Source organism: Vibrio ichthyoenteri ATCC 700023 (genome assembly GCF_000222605.1).
In the GTDB taxonomy this organism is placed as follows: Bacteria; Pseudomonadota; Gammaproteobacteria; order Enterobacterales; family Vibrionaceae; genus Vibrio; species Vibrio ichthyoenteri.
Map to the genome: position 1 here is coordinate 1 of NZ_AFWF01000194.1, position 21,929 is coordinate 21,929.

The following is a 21,929-nucleotide window of genomic DNA, read 5'->3' on the forward strand; positions in this document are numbered from 1 at the left end:
GATACGGTATCAAGCCGTATACTCCCTTAGCAGGGGAGCGCCTTCAGCCTCTCGGCCACCTCACCGTCTTGCGGAGGCACATATTACGATTTACCGAAAATATGTCAAACATTTTCTTGGTAAAAATAGCAAAAAGTCATTCAACCGTTGGCTATTTAATCAAAGCGGTGTTTATTCGAGCTTAAACAAACAAACAACTGCTTTTCTTCACAAAAAAAGCTGACACCGGGCCAGCTTTTTCAAAGTAATTAGTAGTTGCCTGAAGTTGGGGCACCATTACCTTTTTCTGCCTGAATACGCATGTAAATTTCTTCACGGTGTACAGACACTTCTTTCGGAGCATTAACACCGATGCGCACTTGGTTACCTTTAACACCAAGCACTGTTACGGTGACTTCATCACCAATCATTAGAGTTTCACCAACACGGCGAGTTAAAATTAGCATTCTGTGCTCCTTGAGTAATCTCTTAAATATCTTGCTACGAAGCTATTATCCAACAAAAGTTATATTTTCGTAAACTTTATTCGTTTAACGAGGCATGTTTTTGTAGGCAAACGTGTGCTTCATTTGAAGCAATATGGGCATGGTGCAATATGTTAGCTGCTTTGTCGATACTCTCAAGCGATATAGCTAAAGTAATCGACAACCCATCTGATGCTACATGAATCGTTTTGATACTTTGTGCAGCGAGCAATTGACAAGAATGCTCGGCTGATTGTTCAGCTTGCAATCCAACAACCGTTAACAAACCGATAGCTTCACTATTACTAATTTTTTGCTGGAAGGCTAGCTCAAGCTTAGTGTAATCGTCCTGTTTTATCACAACACCTAACCATTCTGGATGTTCGATCACACTACTAATCATAACCCCTAACAATTGACACTGTTTTTCCACATTTAAAAAGTTACTACTTTCTATGTGAATCAGGCACATATCACGCTGGATTGCCAAGCCAGTGATTGCACTTTGACACGCCTCCCCTTTAACTAACGTGCCGCTGTTTAGCTCAAAGCTCGACAATACACGCAGGGGCACTTGATGTCGCCAAGCATATTGAACCGAAGGCAGATGAAGTACTTTTGCTCCATGATAGGCCATACGCTCCATCGATGGAAAGTCGATCTCGGCCAACCGTTGAGCCGCTGTCACCACTCTAGGATCACAACTATATATGCCATCGACATCGGTAAATATCTGGCACTCATGAGCATTTAACGCACCCGCTAAAGTGACCGCCGTCGTGTCCGACCCGCCACGGCCTAGCGTGGTGATATCACCCAACTCATTCATTCCCTGAAAACCGGCCACAATCACAATATTGTCTTGCGCTAACAAGTTAGTGATTAACGTGGTATCGATACGACTTATCGTTGCATCATTGTGACGTGTATCGGTCGTTATGCCCGCTTGGCTTCCGGTCAAAGAACACGCTGCATAGCCAAGCTTGTTGAGTGTCATCGCTAATAGTGCCATCGACACCTGCTCACCAGCAGAAAGCAATACATCGAGCTCTCGCGCTGTCGGAATCGCATCCACCTGCTTTGCCAAGTCCATCAAACGATTGGTTTCACCAGACATCGCTGAAACAACCACGACAAGATGATTGCCTTGTTTCTTCGCATTGATTATATGTTCTGCGACCGCATGAATTCGTTCAATTGAACCGACAGATGTTCCACCAAACTTTTGTACAATCAGGGGCTTTTTCACCAGCCTTCACCTTCCTAAGAACCAAGTCCACTTTGCCATTCGTCAGAGATTACAAACGGCGATTCAATCAGTGAGTATCCTCTACTCAAATTTTCCTCTCCACAAAAAAGAACGCCCAACCAAATGGTTGAGCGTTCATTTCTATTTTAAGGTTTATAGTCGCTCTGCAATCCAAGCATCGACTGAAGCCAGAGCGGCAGGAAGAGCTGAAGCATCAGTACCACCGGCTTGCGCCATGTCTGGACGACCGCCGCCTTTACCGCCGACTTGTTGTGCAACCATATTAACCAACTCACCCGCTTTTACTTTACCGATTAAGTCTTTGGTTACACCGGCAATCAGACCAACTTTATCGTCAGCAACGTTGCCTAGCATGATGATGCCGCTACCCATTTGGTTTTTCAGCTCATCTACCATACCACGTAGTGCTTTGTTGTCTGCGCCATCAAGCTGTGCAATCAACACTTTCACACCCGCGATGTCTTTCACTTGGTCCGTTAGGCTTGCGCTTGCTTGAGAAGCCAACTTGTCTTTCAACTGTTGGATTTCTTTCTCTAGCGATTTCGCTTTGTTAGCCGCTTCTGCCAATTTCTCTTCGTACTTCGCAGTTTGCGCTTCGATTACGTCAAGTGCCGCTTCACCGGTTACAGCTTCAATACGACGAATGCCCGCAGCAATACCACCTTCAGAGGTGATCTTAAACAGACCAATATCGCCAGTATTTTCTGCGTGGATACCACCACAAAGCTCGGTTGAGAACTCGCCCATTGATAGCACGCGAACTTCGTCATCGTACTTCTCACCAAACAATGCCATTGCGCCTTTTTCTTTTGCAGACTCAATATCCATTACATTGGTTTCAATATCGTGGTTACGACGAACTTGTGCGTTAACAATACGCTCAACTTCTTTTAATTCAGCCGCCGTTACGCCTTCAAGGTGTGAGAAGTCAAAACGTAGATTATCCGCTTTTACTAGTGAACCTTTTTGCGTTACGTGCTCACCCAGCACTTTACGTAGCGCAGCATGTAATAGGTGCGTTGCCGAGTGGTTTAGCGTAATTGCAGTACGACGAGCTGCATCAACGATTGCATGTGCTTTATCGCCCTTAGCAAATACGCCTTCCGCCAATACACCGTGGTGAGCAATGGCATTGCCCAGTTTCTGTGTATCTTCAACGGTAAACAGACCCGAATCCGTTTTTAGCACACCTGCATCACCCGATTGACCGCCCGACTCAGCGTAGAATGGCGTTGCTTCAAGAACGATGATCGCTTTGTCGCCAGCAGAAAGTGATTCCACTTCATTGCCTTCAACAAACAATGCTGCGATAACACTTTCGCCTTCAGTGCCGGTATAGCCAGAGAAATCAGTTTCTACGTCAGTCTTGATCACCGCGTTGTAATCAGTACCAAATTGGCCAGCTTCACGAGCGCGTTGACGCTGCTCTTCCATCGCTTTTTCAAAACCTTCTTCGTCAATCGCAAACTCACGCTCACGAGCAACGTCATTAGTTAAGTCAGCTGGGAAGCCGTAAGTATCGTAAAGTTTAAATACGGTTTCACCGTCTAATACTTTACCGTCAAGGTTATCTAACGCTTCGTTTAGAATTGTCATGCCACGTTCAAGCGTACGTCCGAAGTTCTCTTCTTCGATTCGCAGTACTTTCTCTACCAACGCTTGTTGACGTTTTAGCTCTTCGCCAGCGGTACCCATGATACCCGCTAGTACACCAACCAATTTGTGGAAGAATACGCCTTGTGCACCAATCTTGTTACCATGACGAACTGCACGACGAATAATACGACGTAGTACATAGCCACGACCTTCGTTTGAAGGCATTACGCCATCAACGATCAAGAATGAACATGAACGGATATGGTCAGCAATAACGCGTAGCGACTGATTCGATAGGTCTTCACAACCAATCAGTTCAGCTGTTGCTTTAATCAGCGCTTGGAACACATCGATTTCGTAGTTTGAGTGAACGCCCTGCATGATTGCAGAAATACGCTCAATACCCATACCCGTATCTACCGATGGTTTTGGTAGCGGTTCCATCGTGCCGTCAGCTTGACGATTGAACTGCATAAATACGTTGTTCCAGATCTCGATAAAACGGTCACCATCTTCTTCAGGAGTACCTGGACGGCCACCCCAGATGTGATCACCGTGATCGTAGAAGATTTCAGTACATGGACCACAAGGACCGGTATCACCCATTTGCCAGAAGTTATCTGACTCAAATGGTTTACCACCTTTCTTATCGCCGATACGAATGATGCGATCTGCTGGAATGCCCACTTTCTGGTTCCAAATATCAAACGCTTCATCATCGGTTTCGTAGATAGTAACCAGCAGACGGTCTTTTGGTAGCTGTAGTGTTTCCGTTAAGAATTCCCAAGCAAACGCAATCGCGTCTTCTTTGAAGTAGTCACCGAAGCTGAAGTTACCTAGCATTTCAAAGAAAGTGTGGTGGCGAGCAGTAAAGCCAACGTTTTCTAAGTCGTTGTGTTTACCACCAGCACGTACACAGCGTTGAGCCGTAGTCGCTCGAGTGTAGGCGCGTTTTTCTAAACCTAAGAAACAATCTTTAAATTGGTTCATACCTGCGTTAGTGAAAAGCAGGGTTGGGTCGTTATGCGGTACTAACGATGAACTTTCTACGATTTGGTGTCCTTTGGTTTCAAAGAACTTAAGGAACGCGTTACGAACCTCATCTGTGCTCATGTACATGCAGCTCTTCCTGAAAATAGTCGAGATAGAATTTTGCTGTATTGTACACATAAGCAAGCACTAGATGCTAGTTTCGCCATTGCTCTATTTGTGGGGTTTTTGTGGTGTTTTTCTGACCTGATGGGGAAATACGTGCCAATTGCTACTAAAACAATCTATTAGCTTCGATGCTTACCATCGCTCTTCTCTCGCAGATTTTACTCGCCATCTATTCGTTCGAGGCACGCACCGATTTTGCGTCTGATTACCGTTGACTCACCGCAGATGAAATCAATCAATCGATAGCGCGTTATCGCCTCCGCAATATGGGCAATTTTAAACTTAGTCGCGAGAAAAGTTTGGTAACAGGATCGTTAGATAAAATAAAGCCCTGCAAGATAGCAGGGCTTCGATGACTCTAAAGGATTAGAACTCTTCTTCTTGAGGCATTTCGCCTACTTCTGGCTCTTCTGGTTGAGCCGGAGTTAGTAGCATTTCACGCAGTTTGCTATCAATTGTCTTGGCTGCTTCGGTGTTTTCTTTCAGGTATTTACACGCGTTCGCTTTACCTTGACCGATCTTGTCACCATTGTAGCTGTACCATGCACCCGCTTTTTCAATCAGCTTGTGTTTTACGCCTAGGTCAACCAGTTCACCTTCACGGTTAAAACCTTGGCCGTAAAGAATTTGAGTTTCAGCTTGCTTAAATGGCGCAGCAATTTTGTTCTTAACCACTTTGATACGAGTTTCGTTACCCACCACTTCATCGCCTTCTTTGATAGAGCCAGTACGGCGAATATCAAGACGAACTGATGCGTAGAATTTTAGTGCGTTACCACCAGTAGTGGTTTCAGGGTTACCAAACATCACACCAATTTTCATACGAATTTGGTTGATGAAGATACACATACAGTTTGACTGTTTTAGATTACCCGTCAGCTTACGCATTGCTTGGGAAAGCATACGAGCTTGAAGACCCATGTGGCTATCGCCCATCTCACCTTCAATTTCTGCTTTTGGCGTTAGAGCCGCAACAGAATCGACAACCAACACGTCAATCGCACCTGAACGAGCCAATGCATCACAAATTTCAAGAGCTTGCTCACCAGTATCAGGCTGAGAAACTAACAAAGCATCGATATCAACGCCTAGCTTCTTAGCATAGATAGGATCAAGCGCGTGCTCAGCATCGATAAACGCACACGTTTTACCAACACGTTGCGCAGCGGCAATCAGTTCAAGAGTTAATGTCGTTTTACCTGATGATTCTGGACCGTAAACTTCTACGATACGACCCATTGGTAGGCCACCAGCACCCAATGCGATATCTAGAGAAAGTGAACCGGTAGAAATGGTTTCAACATCCATTGTACGGTTGTCACCAAGGCGCATGATTGAGCCTTTACCAAATTGCTTTTCAATCTGACCTAGCGCAGCGGCGAGCGCTTTCTGTTTGTTCTCGTCCATCACTTTCTCCAAACTATCCATCAGGCTTGATGAATAAAAATTTTGTTGAGTCCTGTCCAGTCGCACTGAACAATCAATGAGTGTCATTATACTGTTGATTCATACAGTGTCTATAGCTGTATGAATTTTTTTTGATTTCGCTCGATAGACTACTGATCTAGCGACAATTTTAAACTTAAAAACACGAAACCATGATCGTTCACTCAACTTTCGTTTAATGAGCTTTTAAATAGTCACAAACTGTTTTTAGCGCATATTCAATTGCTTGGAATCGAACTGAGTCTCGATCACCAGAGAAATGGACTGTTTTGACCAGCAGCCAACCGTTTACATCCGCCCAAGCAAAACAGACGGTACCAACCGGCTTATTTTCACTGCCACCACCTGGGCCGGCAATGCCACTCACCGAAATCGCGATAGACGCATTTGATTGCTCAAGCGCGCCAGCAACCATCTCTTGAACCACCGTTTCGCTTACCGCACCATGACGTTGTAATGACTCCGCACGTACTGCCAGCATCTCCATCTTCGCTTCGTTACTGTAAGTAACGAAAGCGCGATCAAACCACGCAGAGCTTCCTGCTATATCGGTCACCGCTGTCGCAATACCGCCACCAGTGCAAGATTCTGCAGTTGCCAGTATTTGCTGATGCTCTGCCAGCAACCTACCCAGCTCCAAACTCAATATTTGATGTGATTCCATATTCAAAATCCTGATTGTGACTTTTCGCCTGAGATCGATTGACGTATCCTAAGCCGCAATTGTCATAAACGAAAGAAGTTAGCCGTGAAAGCCGAACAAAAACACACCCCGATGATGCAACAATATCTTAAGTTGAAAGCCGAAAACCCTGAGATCATGTTGTTCTATCGCATGGGTGACTTCTACGAGCTTTTTTATGATGACGCCAAGCGTGCTTCGCAATTACTGGATATTTCACTAACAAAGCGCGGGGCTTCTGCTGGTGAACCCATTCCTATGGCTGGCGTTCCTTATCATGCGGTAGAAGGTTACCTTGCGAAATTGGTGCAACTGGGTGAATCCGTCGCTATTTGCGAGCAAATTGGTGATCCCGCAACGAGCAAAGGCCCAGTAGAGCGTAAAGTGGTTCGAATCGTCACCCCAGGCACCGTCACCGACGAGGCTCTACTGTCTGAACGTGTTGACAACTTGATTGCGGCGATTTATCAACATAACGGTAAATTTGGCTACGCGACACTCGATATCACCTCAGGCCGCTTCCAATTAACGGAGCCTCAAACTGAAGAAGCGATGGCAGCTGAACTGCAGCGTACTTCACCTCGTGAGCTGCTTTTCCCAGAAGATTTTGATGCGGTGCATTTGATGGCTTCACGCACCGGCAATCGACGTCGCCCGGTATGGGAATTTGAATTAGAGACGGCAAAACAACAATTGAATCAGCAATTCGGTACGCGCGATTTGGTCGGTTTTGGCGTCGAGAATGCCACACTTGGTCTGTTCGCCGCTGGCTGTTTGATCCAGTATGTAAAAGATACCCAGCGCACAGCTTTACCCCACATTCGCTCGCTGACTTTTGATCGACAAGATCATTCGGTAATTTTAGATGCCGCGACACGCCGCAATCTAGAAATCACCCATAACCTCTCAGGTGGCCTTACCAATACATTAGCGGAAGTATTGGATAAAACGGCAACGCCTATGGGGAGTCGAATGCTCAAACGCTGGTTGCACCAACCGATGCGCTGTGCTGATACTTTGAACCAACGCCTTGATGCAATCAGCGAAATCAAAGATCTGACACTATTTGGTGATCTATTACCTGTGCTTAAGCAAATTGGCGATATTGAACGTATTCTCGCTCGACTTGCGTTGCGTTCGGCTCGACCACGCGACCTGGCTCGCCTACGCCACGCAATGCAACAACTTCCTGAGTTAGCGTCCGTAGTCAGCGAACTCAACCAACCGTACCTTGCCAAGCTCGCACAATATGCCGCGCCAATTGATGACGTTTGTGACTTGCTTGAACGCGCGGTAAAAGAGAACCCACCAGTGGTGATCCGCGAAGGTGGTGTGATCGCTTCCGGCTATAGCGCGGAGCTCGATGAATGGCGTGATTTAGCTGATGGTGCAACAGAGTATCTCGACAAACTGGAGCGTGAAGAGCGCGAGCAGCATGGCATTGAAACCCTAAAAGTGGGTTATAACGCCGTGCATGGCTTTTTCATTCAGGTGAGTCGTGGCCAGAGCCATCTAGTGCCAGCACACTACGTGCGTCGCCAAACACTGAAAAATGCTGAGCGTTACATTATTCCTGAACTCAAAGAACATGAAGACAAAGTCTTGAGTTCAAAATCAAAAGCACTGTCGATTGAGAAAAAGCTGTGGGAAGAGTTATTCGATCTACTCATGCCGCATTTAGAGCAGCTACAAAATTTGGCATCGGCAGTATCGCAATTAGATGTGCTGCAAAACTTAGCCGAGCGTGCTGATAGCCTCGATTATTGTCGACCAACACTGACGAAAGAACCGGGAATTAATATCCTTGCCGGTCGACACCCTGTGGTTGAGCAAGTAATGGATGAGCCATTTATCGCTAACCCTGTCGCACTCAACCCATCGCGTAAAATGCTGATCGTTACTGGTCCGAATATGGGTGGTAAGTCGACCTATATGCGTCAAACTGCGTTAATCGCTCTAATGGCACATATCGGTTCGTATGTACCAGCAGAAAGCGCTCAAATTGGTTTGATAGATCGCATCTTTACTCGTATTGGCGCTTCTGACGATCTCGCCTCAGGTCGCTCAACCTTCATGGTAGAAATGACAGAGACAGCCAATATTCTGCACAATGCCACTGAACGTAGTTTAGTTCTGATGGATGAGATTGGCCGTGGTACCAGTACTTATGATGGACTATCGCTAGCTTGGGCCAGTGCTGAATGGCTAGCAAAACAAATTGGTGCACTCACTCTGTTTGCAACTCACTATTTTGAGTTAACTGAGCTACCAAATCAGATGCCACATTTAGCCAACGTCCACTTAGATGCGGTTGAGCATGGTGACAGCATTGCCTTCATGCATGCTGTACAAGAAGGAGCGGCAAGTAAATCTTATGGCTTAGCGGTGGCTGGGTTGGCAGGGGTCCCTAAAGCAGTGATCAAGCAAGCGCGAGCGAAACTCACACAGTTGGAGCAACTCAGTCTTGCGAGCAATAGTTCAATGCCAATCAGTAGCGCGGTTGATATTGCTAACCAGCTCAGCTTAATCCCAGAGCCTAGTGAAGTAGAAGAAGCGCTCGCCAGTATTGATCCTGACGACCTAACTCCTCGTCAGGCATTAGAGGCACTGTATCGATTGAAAAAGCTACTTTAAATCGCCGCTTAGCATTCTCTGCTCAGACATACCGCGCCTCTAAGCGCGGTATTTTTTTACGCAATGTTTCACGGTAATAAAGTCATTAGCGATGGCGAGCTGTTTCAAAGCGAAACGAAAATGTTGTGTAACCCGTAGCCTAAACTCTCCTGTGCGTCTCGGAATAAACCGCGACCAATTTTTCTTTTTTAGCCCCTTGTTCCACTCTAGCTCACACATCAATCCACCAGTGGAGCTTACATGAATAAACCTACCCCTCATTCTCAACACGGTTTTACTCTTATTGAACTGATGGTCGTCATGGCTATTGTGGCCATATTAGCGGTGTTTGCTGTCCCGGCTTATCAAGATTACACCAAGCGAGCAACCATGGCAGAGTTCCCCACGATCGCCGCCCCGGTAAAGTTGGCGGTGGAAATTTGCGCTTTAGAAAAGGCGTCTGATAGCAGTTCCTTTGCAACCAACTGCAATACCAATGCCGGTCACGTTGCGAGCGCCGCCATCAACAGCATCAGTGTCACAGCAAACAATGTTTCTGGTGCAATCCAAGTTATTGCTCAAGCCTCCGCAAATAAAGGACCAATAAAATCTGGCGAAGAATTTATTCTCAGCGCCAGCTATAGCAACAATGGCATTACCTGGAGTGCCAGTTGTAAAGATGCTGGAGGTAACTCACAGACAACGTACTGCCCAGATTAATGAGCCAACACTTAGCCACTTTGTTACATCAACAGGGCCTACTTGAGAACAAGCATCTAAATCGATCGAATCTAAGCCAGTCTAACCGAGCGCTGACTGAAGCGAATTTTGATGTTTCAATTCTCGAGTCGCTCAGTGCTTGTCAATTGGCAAGTGCAGTCAGCAAGCTGTTTGATTTGCCTTTAGTTGATATCAACGACTTTGATTTTACCACTACTTGTGAAGCGTTAGGGCTCGGTACACTGATTCAAAAATACCATTCTTTACCGTTACAACAAACCGACCGAGTCCTGACCCTTGCGGTCGCCGATCCAACGCTAGAAGTGATTGAAAATGAATTCCGCTTCGCGACTGGCTTACAAGTCGAGCTGGTTATCGCGGATTACAATCGCATAATAAAGGCCATTTATTCACTTTATGGTCGCAATCTTCAATCTCATGCGATGGCCAAAAAAGAGATAAATGCATACGAGTTGGAGCAATTAGTCGATCTCAGTGAGGCTGAAATTGGCCAGGAAGAAGATTTAGGTCAAGATAACGCTCCCGTCAGCCGCTACATCCACCAAATATTGCTCGAGGCGATTCGCAAAGAAGCCTCGGATATCCACTTTGAGCCCTACGAAAAGCACTATCGAGTACGATTGCGTTGTGATGGCCTGTTAGTTGAAACTCATCATCCAGCATCTCAGCTTGGTCGACGCTTATCAACTCGGCTTAAAATCTTAGCCAATCTAGATATTGCTGAGCGTCGTCGCCCTCAAGATGGAAGAACCAAAATCAGGCTCAATGCTGATCTTGCTGTGGATATGCGAATTTCAACCCTGCCAACCTTATGGGGAGAAAAAGTCGTGTTGCGACTGCTAGAGAGTGGTGCCAGCATTCTTGATATTGAACAGCTCGGCTACAACAAAGAACAAAAAGACCACTACTTGGCGGCACTAAAAAAACCGCAAGGTCTTATTTTGATCACCGGACCTACCGGCAGTGGAAAAACGGTCTCGCTCTATACTGGCTTAAATATTTTAAACACCGCTCACGTTAATATTGCCACGGCAGAAGATCCTGTAGAGATCAACCTCACGGGGATCAACCAAGTTCAGGTTCAGGTTCAGCCACAGATCGATTTTGATTTCGCCGCGGCATTACGATCGTTTTTACGCCAAGATCCCGACATCATCATGGTGGGGGAAATTCGGCGATCTTGAAACGGCTGAGATCGCGATCAAAGCGGCGCAAACTGGCCATCTCGTTCTTTCGACCCTGCACACCAATTCCGCAGCCGAAACGCTAGTAAGGCTACGCAGTATGGGGATTAAAGCGTATGATCTTGCCTCTTCTCTCAGTTTAGTGATTGCGCAGCGCTTGGTGAGAAAACTCTGCCCTTATTGCAAATTCACCACCAACCTCAACTCTGATGAGCATAAAGATCTCTCTCCCCTGCACAGCGAAAAAACTTTTGTTGCCAACCCTACCGGCTGCACGCACTGCAATCATGGTTACCAAGGCCGCATTGGGTTATTTGAAGTCATGAAGGTGACCCCTGAACTGCAACAGGCGATGTTGCAACAGTTGCCAACTCATGACATCGAGGCCATTGCCAAACGGCAAGGAATGATGACTTTACAAGAATCTGGCATCGCCAAATTGCGCTCTGGCGAAACCAGCCAACAAGAGTTGCAACGCGTACTATTTTTACCCTAACCAGCCTCATCCATGTTCAAAAAAATAAGTAACAAAGCCAGGCCAGAATCCACTATGCGGCATAAAGAAAAGAGTGTACTTAAAGTCTATCGTTGGAAGGGAACCAATGCGCTAGGTCGACCGATTTCAGGTAAGTGCCTGGCCGTTAACCAAAGCGAGGTTCGCGAGCGCCTCAAATTACAAAAGGTACGCATTCAAAAACTTACTAGTTACAAAATATCATGGCTAAAACGCCAATTAGAATCGGTAAAACCCAAAGACATCACCGTACTCACTCGGCAACTTGCTACTATTTTGGCGACAGGTATCCCTCTCGTACAAGCGCTTAAATTAGTTAACGACAACAACAAAAAATCCGAGATGGTTTCACTACTGCACTCGGTCACTAAAAAAATCGAGTCAGGCTTACCTCTCAGCCAAGCCCTAGCCAGCAGCCGACATTTTGATGCGCTTTATATTGATTTAATCACTACTGGTGAAGAAACGGGCCGCCTTGATCAAGTTTTTACTCGCATCGCAAATTATCGGGAAAAATCAGAACGTCTAAAAGCAAAAGTGATCAAGGCGATGATTTACCCTTCGATGGTATTACTCACCGCTCTTGTGGTTAGCTGGGTCATATTGACCATGGTCATTCCTGAGTTTGAGGACATGTTCCAAAGTTTTGGCGCGGAACTTCCTGGGTTTACGCAACGAGTGCTATCCCTATCTTCCTACGCTCGTGAGCATGGCATCGCCCTATTTCTGTGCCCTATTGTGGCCTTACTACTCACTAAGTTAGGTTGTAAATATTATTACCCTTACCGATTTCAGCTCAGTCGTTTAAGCTTGCGCCTGCCCTTAATTGGCTCTGTTGTTAGCAAAGCCGCTATTGCAAAATTTAGTCGCACCATGGCAACCAGTATCGCTGCTGGCATTCCTATTTTGGCCGGTTTAAAGTCAGCCGCAAAAACCACTAATCATTGTTACTATCAAGCAGCGATTAGCCGAGTCTATAAGGAAACGGCTGCAGGTATGCCACTCTATGTGGCAATGCGTCATAGCAATACATTTCCCGAAATGCCGTTGCAAATGATCATGATCGGAGAAGAAACAGGGCGACTCGATGAAATGCTACATAAAATTGCAACACTCTACGAAACTGAAATCGATGAGACCGTTGATAACTTGGGTAAAATAATTGAACCCGCCATTATTATCTTCCTTAGCCTTATCGTGGGAAGTCTCGTGATCGCTATCTATCTACCAGTGTTTAATTTAATGAACGTTATAGGCTAAGATAGCTGCTCATTATTAGGCCATGCGCTCAACGAGTTCTCTATGCAACCATTTATTTATTATCCTTGGCTCTTCCCGCTTCTTGCGACTGTGTTTGGTCTCATTGTCGGCAGCTTCCTTAATGTGGTCATCTATCGCTTACCCATCATGATGGAACGCGAGTGGCGTCGTGATTGTGCCGAGAGTTTCCCTGAATGCAAACTGGAAGTGCCACAAGATACCTTTAATCTAAGTATCCCTCGTTCAGCTTGTCCTACGTGTAAAACACAGATCCGTGCGATCGACAATATTCCAATTATTAGCTGGCTGCTACTGCGTGGAAAGTGCCATCAATGCAAAAGTAATATCAGTGCCCGTTACCCATTAATTGAGCTGCTGACGGGGGGCTTGAGCTTTCTTGTCGCAAGCCATTTTCCAATCAGCTACTTCGCCATTGCACTGCTGTTTTTCACCTTCGTCTTAATCGCGGCAACGTTTATCGATCTTGATACCATGCTACTGCCCGATCAGCTGACATTACCGCTCATGTGGAGTGGCATAGCACTCGCCCTGTTCGGTTTCAGCCCCGTTAGCTTGCAAGATTCCGTCATTGGAGCAATGGCGGGCTACCTTTGCTTATGGAGTGTGTATTGGGCTTTTAAACTCATCACCAAAAAAGAAGGCATGGGATACGGTGATTTCAAACTGCTCGCTGCACTAGGTGCTTGGTTGGGTTGGCAGTACCTACCAATGATCATTTTAGTTTCATCATTAGTTGGACTGGTGTTTGGCCTAATTCAATTACGACTACAGAGCAAAGGCATAGACAAAGCCTTTCCATTTGGCCCTTACCTGGCGATAGCCGGTTGGATTGCCATGCTCTGGGGGGAACAAATTCTCCAAAGTTACTACCGTTTCCTACTAGGAGCCTAGCTAATGCCTATCGTTATTGGCCTTACTGGCGGTATTGCAAGTGGCAAAACCACCGTCGCGAATTTATTTCATGAGCAATTTGGGATTGATATTGTCGATGCCGATATCATTGCTCGTGACGTTGTTGAGCCTGAAAGTGACGGGCTCAAACAAATAACCAACCGATACGGAACCGAGATATTACTCAGTGACGGAACGTTAAATCGCGCAAGGCTGCGCGATATTATTTTTGCCGATCCAAGTGAAAAGCAGTGGCTCGATTCATTGTTACACCCGATGATCCGTCAGGCAATGCTAGAACAACTAGCTCAAGCATCGACACCTTACGCATTATTAGTGATCCCATTGATGGTGGAAAACAACCTTCAAACGCTTGCTGATCGAATTTTGGTGATAGATGTCGACCAAGATAGCCAAGTTGAACGCACGATGTTGCGAGATGGCATCTCAAAACAACAAGCTCAAGCTATCGTCAATTCTCAAGCAACGAGAGAGCAACGACTCGCGATTGCCGACGATGTGATTAAAAACCACACAAAAAACCAACAACTTTTGTACCAAATCACAGAATTACATAAAAAGTACCTAGAAATGTGTAGGGAAAATCGGTGAGAATAAAGCGACAAAACTTCAGGGCTGCATGTAAATGACCACTCACTACTTTGAACACCCACTGAACGAGAAAACTCGCATCTACCTACGTGTAGAGGCGTTGCTGCATCAGTTGGATGTTTCAGGCCAATTCAGTGATGACTTACAGCACCTAAATTTCTTTCGTGCCTTATTTGATCTGCTAGAAATTTTTGAGCAAATTCAACTTAAAAGCGAGTTAGCCAAAGACATTGAGAAGCAGCGACAGACTTATCGTAACTGGCTCAACGTTGACGGCGTCGACCAAAACACCTTGCAAGATATCCTGCAAGAAGTCGACCAAGTGCATAGCCAATTAATGGCGGCTGAACGTTTTGGTCAACGCTTAAAAGAAGACCGCTTCTTAAGTGCGATCCGCCAGCGATTTAATTTACCTGGTGGGGCGTGCTGCTTTGACTTACCAGCTCTCCATCATTGGTTGCATCTCCCAAGTGAAGAGAAACAAGCCGATGCGAGCAACTGGATGGAATCTCTGGGTGCGTTATCCAACGCTCTGCAACTATGGCTCAAGCTTACGCGTGAAACCGGGCACTTTATTACTCAGCAAGCTCACAACGGTTTTTATCAAAGTGATGCCGAAGAAGCGAATATTTTGCGCTTAAACATTCCAATGCAATATGGTGTTTATCCCATGATTTCCGGACATAAAAACCGTTTTGCCATCAAATTTATCGAGTTCAAATCAGGCCAAGCCTTTGCTGGTAATGTCGCGTTTGAACTGGCCGTTTGCTGTTAAGCCATCTATCCCAAGCTTACGTCTACAACGTTAATTGCTATACTGGCGATAATCTTTACTGATCGAATACTATTTATGACTAAAATTACTAAAGTTCCATGCCCACAATGTGGCACTGAAGTCGTTTGGGGTGAGCAAAGCCCATTTCGTCCATTCTGCAGCAAACAATGCCAAATGATCGATTTTGGTGAGTGGGCCGATGAAGAGAACAGCATTGCAGGCGCACCGGACATGTCTGACAGCGACGGTTGGTCAGAAGACCAGTACTAAGCGAGAAGCGAGAAGCGAGAAGCGAGAAGCGAGAAGCGAGAAGCGAGAAGCGAGAAGCGAGAAGCGAGAAGCGAGAAGCGAGAAGCGAGAAGCGAGAAGCGAGAAGTATTTTTAAGGGTTGGCGTTCTGCGTCAACCTTTTTTATTTTCTAATACATGATATTGCCTAGCATCTCGAACTCTATAGCGCAGCGTTCTAAGATCTCGTAGCAAGGCGTTCATTGTTGTAAAAAAAAGCGGAGGCCAAATGGCCTCCGCTAATACTATGAGAACGCTAGTTATAGCATTACTTCTTAGTAAGTTTCTCTTTGATACGAGCTGACTTACCAGAACGCTCACGTAGGTAGTACAACTTGGCACGACGTACTGCACCGCGGCGTTTAACTTCAATGCTATCAACGATTGGAGAGTGTGTTTGGAACGTACGCTCAACACCTTCACCGTTAGAGATTTTACGTACAGTGAAAGCAGAGTGCAGGCCACGGTTACGGATTGCGATTACAACGCCTTCAAAAGCCTGTAGACGCTCACGCTCACCTTCTTTTACCTTAACTTGTACAACAACAGTGTCACCTGGTGCGAATTTAGGTAGGCCTGATTTTAGTTGCTCTTCTTCAAGAGCCTTGATGATGTTACTCATTTTAATAAATTCCTAGAATAAACTGATACTTAATAAAATAGGTTACTGCTTACTTTTCACCTGCGCGATGCGCTTTGATGAATTCAGCCAGTAATTGTTCCTGTTCGTCAGTCAGAGCTAGGTTTTCCAGGAGTTCTGGTCTTCTTAGCCAAGTACGGCCTAGCGATTGCATTAATCGCCAGCGACGAATGTCCTTATGATTGCCTGACATCAGTACCGCAGGTACTTCTTTGCCATCCAATGTTTCAGGGCGCGTATAATGAGGGCAATCTAACAGACCATTTGCAAAAGAATCTTCTTCTGCCGACGCAAAGTCTCCAAGTACACCCGGTATAAACCTTGATACTGAGTCAATTAACGTCATGGCTGGTATTTCACCACCCGTCATCACAAAATCCCCAATTGACCATTCTTCGTCAACTTCAGATTGAATGATGCGCTCATCCACCCCTTCGTAGCGACCACAAATAAGAAGCAAGTTCTCGTTCGTTGCCAGCTCTTCAACCCCAGTTTGGTCGAGCTTGCGACCTTGAGGTGATAGGTAAATGACTTTCGTCTTTCCCGGTGACGCCTGTTTTGCTGATTGAATGGCATCGCGCAAAGGCTGAACCATCATCAACATCCCTGGACCACCACCGTAAGGTCTATCATCAACAGTGCGATGTTTATCATGAGTGAAATCACGAGGATTCCATGTCTCAATAGATAAAAGACCTTTTTTAACCGCTTGACCTGTTACTCCAAAATCAGTAACAGAACGGAACATTTCAGGAAACAGGCTAATTATGCCAACCCACATGTGTTCTCTCGCTCTGTAATTTTGGAATTAGAATCCAGGATCCCAGTCAACTTCGATCCGTTGAGCTACGCGATCAACTTTGATGATCACTTGCTCTTCAAGAAACGGGATTAATCGTTCCTTTTGTCCGAAAGCATCTTTTAGATTTGCTTTAACAACCAGAACATCGTTTGAGCCAGTTTCTAGCATGTCGGTAACAACACCTAGATCGTAACCTTTTGTGGTTACTACTTGCATACCAAACAATTCGCGCCAGTAGAATTCTTCTTCTGACAGCTCAGGAAGTACCGCAGGGTCAATAGCAATTTCAAAGTTGGTTAGTAGTTGCGCGTCTTCGCGAACATCTAACCCTGCTAGTTTACATACATAACCTTGGCCATGACGTTTCCAGCTTTCTACTTTGTACTCAACCCATTCGCCTTTTTGGTTTAAATACCAAGGGCTATAATCGAAAATACTTTCAGCATTGTCTGTGTAGGAGAAAACTTTAAGCCAGCCACGAATACCATAGGTAGACCCAAGTTTACCCACAATGATTCTGTTGTTTTGCTCACTCATAGTTTCTTCACCCTTCATCGACATAAGCTATTTCTCTATAAAAAAGAATTAAGCCGCTTTTTGAGCGTCTTTAACTAGCTTAGCTACGCGGTCAGATAGAGATGCGCCTTGACCAACCCAATGGTTAACGCGATCTAGGTCTAGACGTAGACCTTCTTCTTGACCTTGAGCAGTAGGGTTAAAGAAACCTACTTTCTCGATGAAACGGCCAGTTGCAGCGTTACGGCTATCCGCAACTACGATTTGGTAAAATGGACGCTTTTTAGCGCCGTGACGTGCCAAACGAATGGTAACCATGTCGTCCTCTTTGCTTTCTCAAAAATAAAATTAACCCCAATAACCGTCTAATAAGTTAAACAGTTTGGGGTCTCGTGCCAAAATAAAGCTCCGGAATTTTACTCTTATTCAGGAGCAATGCAAGGTGTTTAGCTATTTTTTCACCACCACAAATTGGGAAATAAGTATGTGATTTAGCTAACACCTTGAAACTTCATTTGTGTTTGTACAATTAACGACCAAATGGGTTAAAACCACCACCCATACCGCCGCCCATCATACCTTGCATGTTACGCATCATGCCTTTCATGCCACCCTTCTGCATTTTCTTCATCATCTTCTGCATTTGAGTAAACTGTTTCAGCAGACGGTTAACATCTTGTACTTGAGTACCCGAGCCTGCTGCGATGCGTTTTTTGCGTGAACCTTTAATCAATTCTGGGCGCTGACGCTCTTTCATCGTCATCGAGTTAATGATCGCTTCCATTTGGTGGAACATTTTGTCATCAACTTTATCTTTTACGTTGGCGGGTAAGTTGCTCATACCTGGCAGCTTATCCATCATGCCCATCATACCGCCCATGTTTTGCATCTGACCAAGCTGTTCGCGGAAATCTTCCAAGTCGAAGCCTTTCTTCTCTTTGAATTTTTTCGCTAATTTTTCTGCTTTTTCAGTGTCAACATTACGTTGTAGATCTTCAATCAGTGACAGTACGTCACCCATACCAAGAATACGTGAAGCCACACGATCAGGATGGAAAGGTTCTAGTGCGTCGGTCTTCTCACCTACACCCAAGAATTTAATTGGTTTGCCGGTAATGTGGCGAACTGATAGTGCCGCACCACCACGCGCATCACCATCGACTTTCGTCAAGATGACACCGGTTAGTGGAATGGCATCACCAAATGCTTTCGCAGTATTAGCCGCATCTTGACCCGTCATTGCATCAACAACGAATAGCGTTTCAACCGGGGTAATCGCAGCATGGAGATCTTGGATCTCCGCCATCATCACTTCATCAACAGCCAGACGACCCGCAGTATCGACAATCAGCACATCGTAGAATTTCTTCTTCGCGTGGTCGATTGCTGCATTCGCGATATCAAGTGGCTTTTGATCAGGCGATGATGGGAAGAAGTCAACGCCGATATCGGTCGCGAGTGTTTCTAGCTGCTTAATCGCCGCAGGGCGATAAACGTCGGCAGAAACAACCAGAACTTTCTTCTTCTCACGCTCTTTAAGTAGTTTTGATAGTTTACCTACTGAGGTGGTTTTACCCGCACCTTGTAGACCAGCCATCAAGATAACCGCAGGTGGTTGAGCGGCAAGGTTTAGCGCCTCGTTCGACTCACCCATAACCGCTTCAAGCTCAGCCTGAACGATTTTGATAAATTCTTGGCCTGGCGTAAGAGATTTAGACACCTCAACACCAACAGCGCTTTCTTTAATACGTTGAATGAAATCACGAACTACTGGTAATGCAACGTCTGCTTCCAGTAAGGCCATGCGTACTTCACGTAAGGTATCTTTTATATTGTCTTCAGTCAGACGACCTTTACCACTGATGTTCTTCAGGGTTTTGGATAGGCGATCCGTTAAATTCTCAAACATCCTTTACTCTTCGCTATTTTCGGCGACATATTACTGTGAGTATACCTTAGCCAACCCTTGCTTGGCACTAGTCGATTAGAAATTGATATCTCATCTCTCACAATTGACCTGATATAAGCCATGGCTCATGCGGTAGATGCAAGGTATAATTTGTTAACAATCGACCAGCTTAATTGAGAGTAATGGATAACTTAATCGCTGTAAGCGCAGCAATACTCTATGTATTGGCTATTGCCACTATCATTCCCGGTCTTGTTCAACAAACGGGGATTCGCGCCAAAACTGTATTGATCAGTGCCCTCATGGCTCTGTTTTTTCATGCGTGGTCTCTCAGCGACCTTATTTTTTCGAGCTCAGGACAAAACTTAAGCATTCTCAATGTTGCCTCATTAATCAGTTTTATTGTCTCACTGGTCATGAGTGTTGCTATGCTCAAGACTCGCATTTGGTTTTTACTACCCGTTGTCTATAGTTTTGCGGCGATTAACTTATGTGCGGCAACCTTCTTGCCAAGCTCTTACATGACGCATTTTGAGAACGATCCAAAATTGCTGATCCATATTTCTCTTGCGCTGTTCTCTTATTCTACGCTCACAATCGCAGCGCTATACGCACTGCAATTAGCTTGGCTAGATAACAAATTAAAAGCAAAAAAAGCACTCGCCATCAATCCAAATGTACCACCGCTGCTTATGATCGAACGTCAGTTGTTCAAAATTATTTTGATTGGTAATTTGCTGCTGACCGCGACCTTAATTACTGGTTTTACTTTTGTTCAAGATATGATTGCTCAAGGAAAAGCCCATAAAGGTATTCTCTCTTTTATTGCGTGGATAATTTATTCCGTGCTGCTTTGGGGACACTATCAACGAGGTTGGCGCGGTAAAAAAGTCACTTGGTTTGCCGTAGCTGGGGCGACAATCTTAACTCTGGCCTACTTTGGCAGCCGCTTTGTGCGTGAGATAATCCTCAGTTAAACCCAATGAAGCACACTCTGTGTGCTTTTTTATTGCTAACAAATGGAACGCCATTCTGTATTTGAAATTGACTTCACGCTTCAGTTAGGTCATAAATTAGCCAAGGCTTCACAAGGAAACAAAGTGTTTTGAACGACATATCAACGGGTATCTTGTTTGCGCTACTCGCGTGTCTTATTGTTATCTCGGGTTATTTTTCTGGTTCAGAGACAGGCATGATGGCCCTGAACCGGTATCGACTAAAGCATCTCTCCAACAGTGGCCATAAAGGAGCGCGTCGAGTAGAAAAACTACTGGATCGCCCTGATCGGTTAATAGGCCTGATCCTCATTGGTAATAACCTCGTTAACATTCTTGCCTCTGCTATCGCCACCATTTTGGGTATGCGTCTTTACGGTAACCTTGGCGTCGCCATTGCAACTGGTGCGCTGACCCTTATCATCCTCGTATTTGCCGAAGTCACACCAAAAACATTAGCAGCGCTGTATCCTGAGCGCGTCTCTTATGCCAGTAGTATTGTGCTCACCGTGCTGATGAAGTTGCTTTCTCCGGTCGTCATTTTTGTTAACTTCATTACTAATGGTTTTATTCGCTTAATGGGGATCAAGGTCAATCATAATGATGAAGACCATCTCAGCTCGGAAGAGCTGCGTACCGTGGTAAATGAAGCGGGAACTCTGATTCCAAGGCGCCACCAAGATATGCTGATCTCAATCCTTGATCTTGAGCACGTCACCGTCAATGACATTATGGTGCCGCGAAATGAGATCACTGGGATTGATGTAAACGATGATTGGAAATCTATCGTACGCCAACTCACCCATTCACCTCACGGTCGTATTGTGCTGTATCGTGACCAAATTGATGAAGCGGTGGGCATGCTACGCTTACGAGAAGCGTCGCGTCTGATGCTAGAAAAGAATGTATTTGATAAAGAGACCCTGCTGCGCGCAGCTGATGAAGTCTATTACATTCCAGAAAGCACGCCTCTCAACGTACAGTTGCTTAAATTTCAGCGTAACAAGCAACGTATCGGTTTGATCGTGGATGAATACGGCGACATCATTGGTTTGATTACACTAGAAGATATTTTAGAAGAAATCGTAGGAGAGTTTACTACTTCAATGACGCCAAGCTTATTGGAAGATATCGATCCGCAAGATGACGGTAGCTTTTTAATTAAAGGCAGCGCCAATATTCGTGATATCAATAAAGGCTTAAAGTGGCAGTTGCCGACTAATGGCCCTCGTACATTAAATGGCTTAATTTTGGAACATTTAGAAGATATTCCTGAAAGCCATTTAAGTGTTCAAGTGGCTGGTCATCCGATGGAGATCGTCAAGATTGAGGAAAATCGAATCAAATTAGTCAAAGTATCACCGTCACTATCCAACGCATCGTAACGGTTTACGACCACGCATCTAAAAATTAAAGCTAGGACGAGAGTTCTTATGCTCAGGCTCCTTATCGGCTGACTTGAAATTTTGCGAGTATAAAAACGCCTTGGTACCAAGGCGTTTTTTACTGTCTAACCGATGGCAATAAAACCATCACCGCTGAGCGAGTATGCT

The 21,929-nt window shown here is 45.3% G+C and carries 20 protein-coding genes and 1 pseudogene; 11 read left to right on the forward strand and 10 right to left on the reverse strand.

What is annotated here, in order from left to right:
* Positions 1 to 185: hypothetical protein (locus RH85_RS23315; RefSeq protein WP_039949055.1), on the forward strand; the 185-nt coding region annotated here is incomplete at its 5' end.
* 63 nt (positions 186 to 248) lie between these two features.
* On the opposite strand, the gene csrA is transcribed toward RH85_RS23315, so the two are convergent.
* The 5 genes from csrA to pncC form a co-directional block, all read right to left on the reverse strand.
* Positions 249 to 446, reverse strand: coding sequence for a carbon storage regulator CsrA (gene csrA / locus RH85_RS13650; protein WP_006713243.1), 198 nt, complete (start codon positions 444 to 446; stop codon positions 249 to 251).
* Between the two features lie 76 nt (positions 447 to 522).
* Positions 523 to 1,713, reverse strand: coding sequence for an aspartate kinase (locus RH85_RS13655; RefSeq protein WP_006713252.1), 1,191 nt, complete (start codon positions 1,711 to 1,713; stop codon positions 523 to 525).
* A gap of 153 nt (positions 1,714 to 1,866) precedes the next feature.
* The gene (alaS, locus tag RH85_RS13660) at positions 1,867 to 4,449 is read right to left on the reverse strand and encodes an alanine--tRNA ligase (RefSeq protein ID WP_006713253.1); all 2,583 of its coding nucleotides are present in this window, start codon (positions 4,447 to 4,449) and stop codon (positions 1,867 to 1,869) included.
* A 405-nt stretch (positions 4,450 to 4,854) separates the two neighbouring features.
* The gene (gene recA, locus RH85_RS13665) at positions 4,855 to 5,895 is read right to left on the reverse strand and encodes a recombinase RecA (RefSeq protein WP_006713254.1); all 1,041 of its coding nucleotides are present in this window, start codon (positions 5,893 to 5,895) and stop codon (positions 4,855 to 4,857) included.
* A gap of 214 nt (positions 5,896 to 6,109) precedes the next feature.
* Positions 6,110 to 6,598 (reverse strand): nicotinamide-nucleotide amidase, encoded by a 489-nt coding sequence (pncC, locus tag RH85_RS13670; protein ID WP_006713255.1) that lies wholly within the window; start codon positions 6,596 to 6,598, stop codon positions 6,110 to 6,112.
* An 84-nt stretch (positions 6,599 to 6,682) separates the two neighbouring features.
* Here pncC and mutS point away from each other — a divergent pair, with 84 nt between their 5' ends.
* The 8 genes and pseudogenes from mutS to yacG all read left to right on the forward strand — a co-directional run bounded on the left by mutS (position 6,683) and on the right by yacG (position 15,497).
* The gene (mutS, locus tag RH85_RS13675; protein ID WP_006713256.1) at positions 6,683 to 9,250 is read left to right on the forward strand and encodes a DNA mismatch repair protein MutS; all 2,568 of its coding nucleotides are present in this window, start codon (positions 6,683 to 6,685) and stop codon (positions 9,248 to 9,250) included.
* A 240-nt stretch (positions 9,251 to 9,490) separates the two neighbouring features.
* A complete protein-coding gene (locus tag RH85_RS13680) occupies positions 9,491 to 9,949 on the forward strand; it encodes a pilin (protein ID WP_006713257.1) in 459 nt (152 codons plus the stop codon).
* Positions 9,949 to 11,650: pseudogene (gene pilB, locus RH85_RS13685) on the forward strand (type IV-A pilus assembly ATPase PilB). Before RH85_RS13680 ends, pilB begins: the two are co-directional and overlap by 1 nt.
* Before the next feature lie 54 nt (positions 11,651 to 11,704).
* Complete coding sequence (locus tag RH85_RS13690; RefSeq protein ID WP_006713258.1) at positions 11,705 to 12,928, forward strand: type II secretion system F family protein; 1,224 nt, start codon at positions 11,705 to 11,707, stop codon at positions 12,926 to 12,928.
* Positions 12,929 to 12,970: 42 nt separating this feature from the next.
* Positions 12,971 to 13,840, forward strand: coding sequence for a prepilin peptidase (locus tag RH85_RS13695; protein WP_006713259.1), 870 nt, complete (start codon positions 12,971 to 12,973; stop codon positions 13,838 to 13,840).
* A 3-nt stretch (positions 13,841 to 13,843) separates the two neighbouring features.
* Entirely contained in the window at positions 13,844 to 14,452 is a 609-nt protein-coding gene (gene coaE, locus RH85_RS13700) for a dephospho-CoA kinase (protein ID WP_006713260.1), read from the forward strand.
* Between the two features lie 34 nt (positions 14,453 to 14,486).
* Positions 14,487 to 15,227 (forward strand): cell division protein ZapD, encoded by a 741-nt coding sequence (gene zapD / locus RH85_RS13705; protein WP_006713261.1) that lies wholly within the window; start codon positions 14,487 to 14,489, stop codon positions 15,225 to 15,227.
* Positions 15,228 to 15,302: 75 nt separating this feature from the next.
* Positions 15,303 to 15,497 carry a DNA gyrase inhibitor YacG gene (gene yacG, locus RH85_RS13710; protein WP_006713262.1) on the forward strand — a complete coding sequence of 65 codons (195 nt, stop codon included), beginning with the start codon at positions 15,303 to 15,305 and terminating at the stop codon, positions 15,495 to 15,497.
* A gap of 285 nt (positions 15,498 to 15,782) precedes the next feature.
* Here yacG and rplS read toward each other — a convergent pair whose 3' ends face one another.
* The 5 genes from rplS to ffh form a co-directional block, all read right to left on the reverse strand.
* The gene (gene rplS, locus RH85_RS13715; RefSeq protein ID WP_006713263.1) at positions 15,783 to 16,136 is read right to left on the reverse strand and encodes a 50S ribosomal protein L19; all 354 of its coding nucleotides are present in this window, start codon (positions 16,134 to 16,136) and stop codon (positions 15,783 to 15,785) included.
* 49 nt (positions 16,137 to 16,185) lie between these two features.
* On the reverse strand, positions 16,186 to 16,935 hold the full coding sequence (gene trmD, locus RH85_RS13720; RefSeq protein WP_006713264.1) for a tRNA (guanosine(37)-N1)-methyltransferase TrmD: 750 nt from the start codon (positions 16,933 to 16,935) through the stop codon (positions 16,186 to 16,188).
* Positions 16,936 to 16,962: 27 nt separating this feature from the next.
* On the reverse strand, positions 16,963 to 17,517 hold the full coding sequence (gene rimM, locus RH85_RS13725; protein WP_006713272.1) for a ribosome maturation factor RimM: 555 nt from the start codon (positions 17,515 to 17,517) through the stop codon (positions 16,963 to 16,965).
* A gap of 24 nt (positions 17,518 to 17,541) precedes the next feature.
* Complete coding sequence (rpsP, locus tag RH85_RS13730; protein ID WP_004410028.1) at positions 17,542 to 17,790, reverse strand: 30S ribosomal protein S16; 249 nt, start codon at positions 17,788 to 17,790, stop codon at positions 17,542 to 17,544.
* Between the two features lie 211 nt (positions 17,791 to 18,001).
* Positions 18,002 to 19,381, reverse strand: coding sequence for a signal recognition particle protein (gene ffh / locus RH85_RS13735; RefSeq protein WP_005593966.1), 1,380 nt, complete (start codon positions 19,379 to 19,381; stop codon positions 18,002 to 18,004).
* A 182-nt stretch (positions 19,382 to 19,563) separates the two neighbouring features.
* Here ffh and RH85_RS13740 point away from each other — a divergent pair, with 182 nt between their 5' ends.
* Both RH85_RS13740 and RH85_RS13745 read left to right on the forward strand, forming a co-directional pair.
* Complete coding sequence (locus tag RH85_RS13740; protein WP_006713296.1) at positions 19,564 to 20,358, forward strand: cytochrome C assembly family protein; 795 nt, start codon at positions 19,564 to 19,566, stop codon at positions 20,356 to 20,358.
* A 128-nt stretch (positions 20,359 to 20,486) separates the two neighbouring features.
* Positions 20,487 to 21,761: an HlyC/CorC family transporter gene (locus RH85_RS13745; protein WP_006713298.1), complete on the forward strand. Its 1,275-nt coding sequence runs from the start codon at positions 20,487 to 20,489 to the stop codon at positions 21,759 to 21,761.
* Positions 21,762 to 21,929 lie beyond the last annotated feature (168 nt).

What these genes read in the sequence shown, in the direction of transcription:
- coaE (WP_006713260.1), top strand. Translation starts at nt 13,844, where the DNA reads ATGCCTATCGTTATTGGCCTTACTGGCGGTATTGCAAGTGGCAAAACC.
- RH85_RS13695 (WP_006713259.1), top strand. Translation starts at nt 12,971, where the DNA reads ATGCAACCATTTATTTATTATCCTTGGCTCTTCCCGCTTCTTGCGACT.
- rimM (WP_006713272.1), bottom strand. Translation starts at nt 17,517, where the DNA reads ATGTCGATGAAGGGTGAAGAAACTATGAGTGAGCAAAACAACAGAATC.
- rplS (WP_006713263.1), bottom strand. Translation starts at nt 16,136, where the DNA reads ATGAGTAACATCATCAAGGCTCTTGAAGAAGAGCAACTAAAATCAGGC.
- recA (WP_006713254.1), bottom strand. Translation starts at nt 5,895, where the DNA reads ATGGACGAGAACAAACAGAAAGCGCTCGCCGCTGCGCTAGGTCAGATT.
- trmD (WP_006713264.1), bottom strand. Translation starts at nt 16,935, where the DNA reads ATGTGGGTTGGCATAATTAGCCTGTTTCCTGAAATGTTCCGTTCTGTT.
- csrA (WP_006713243.1), bottom strand. Translation starts at nt 446, where the DNA reads ATGCTAATTTTAACTCGCCGTGTTGGTGAAACTCTAATGATTGGTGAT.
- RH85_RS13680 (WP_006713257.1), top strand. Translation starts at nt 9,491, where the DNA reads ATGAATAAACCTACCCCTCATTCTCAACACGGTTTTACTCTTATTGAA.
- RH85_RS13690 (WP_006713258.1), top strand. Translation starts at nt 11,705, where the DNA reads ATGCGGCATAAAGAAAAGAGTGTACTTAAAGTCTATCGTTGGAAGGGA.
- alaS (WP_006713253.1), bottom strand. Translation starts at nt 4,449, where the DNA reads ATGTACATGAGCACAGATGAGGTTCGTAACGCGTTCCTTAAGTTCTTT.
- zapD (WP_006713261.1), top strand. Translation starts at nt 14,487, where the DNA reads ATGACCACTCACTACTTTGAACACCCACTGAACGAGAAAACTCGCATC.
- RH85_RS13740 (WP_006713296.1), top strand. Translation starts at nt 19,564, where the DNA reads ATGGATAACTTAATCGCTGTAAGCGCAGCAATACTCTATGTATTGGCT.
- yacG (WP_006713262.1), top strand. Translation starts at nt 15,303, where the DNA reads ATGACTAAAATTACTAAAGTTCCATGCCCACAATGTGGCACTGAAGTC.
- pncC (WP_006713255.1), bottom strand. Translation starts at nt 6,598, where the DNA reads ATGGAATCACATCAAATATTGAGTTTGGAGCTGGGTAGGTTGCTGGCA.
- ffh (WP_005593966.1), bottom strand. Translation starts at nt 19,381, where the DNA reads ATGTTTGAGAATTTAACGGATCGCCTATCCAAAACCCTGAAGAACATC.
- rpsP (WP_004410028.1), bottom strand. Translation starts at nt 17,790, where the DNA reads ATGGTTACCATTCGTTTGGCACGTCACGGCGCTAAAAAGCGTCCATTT.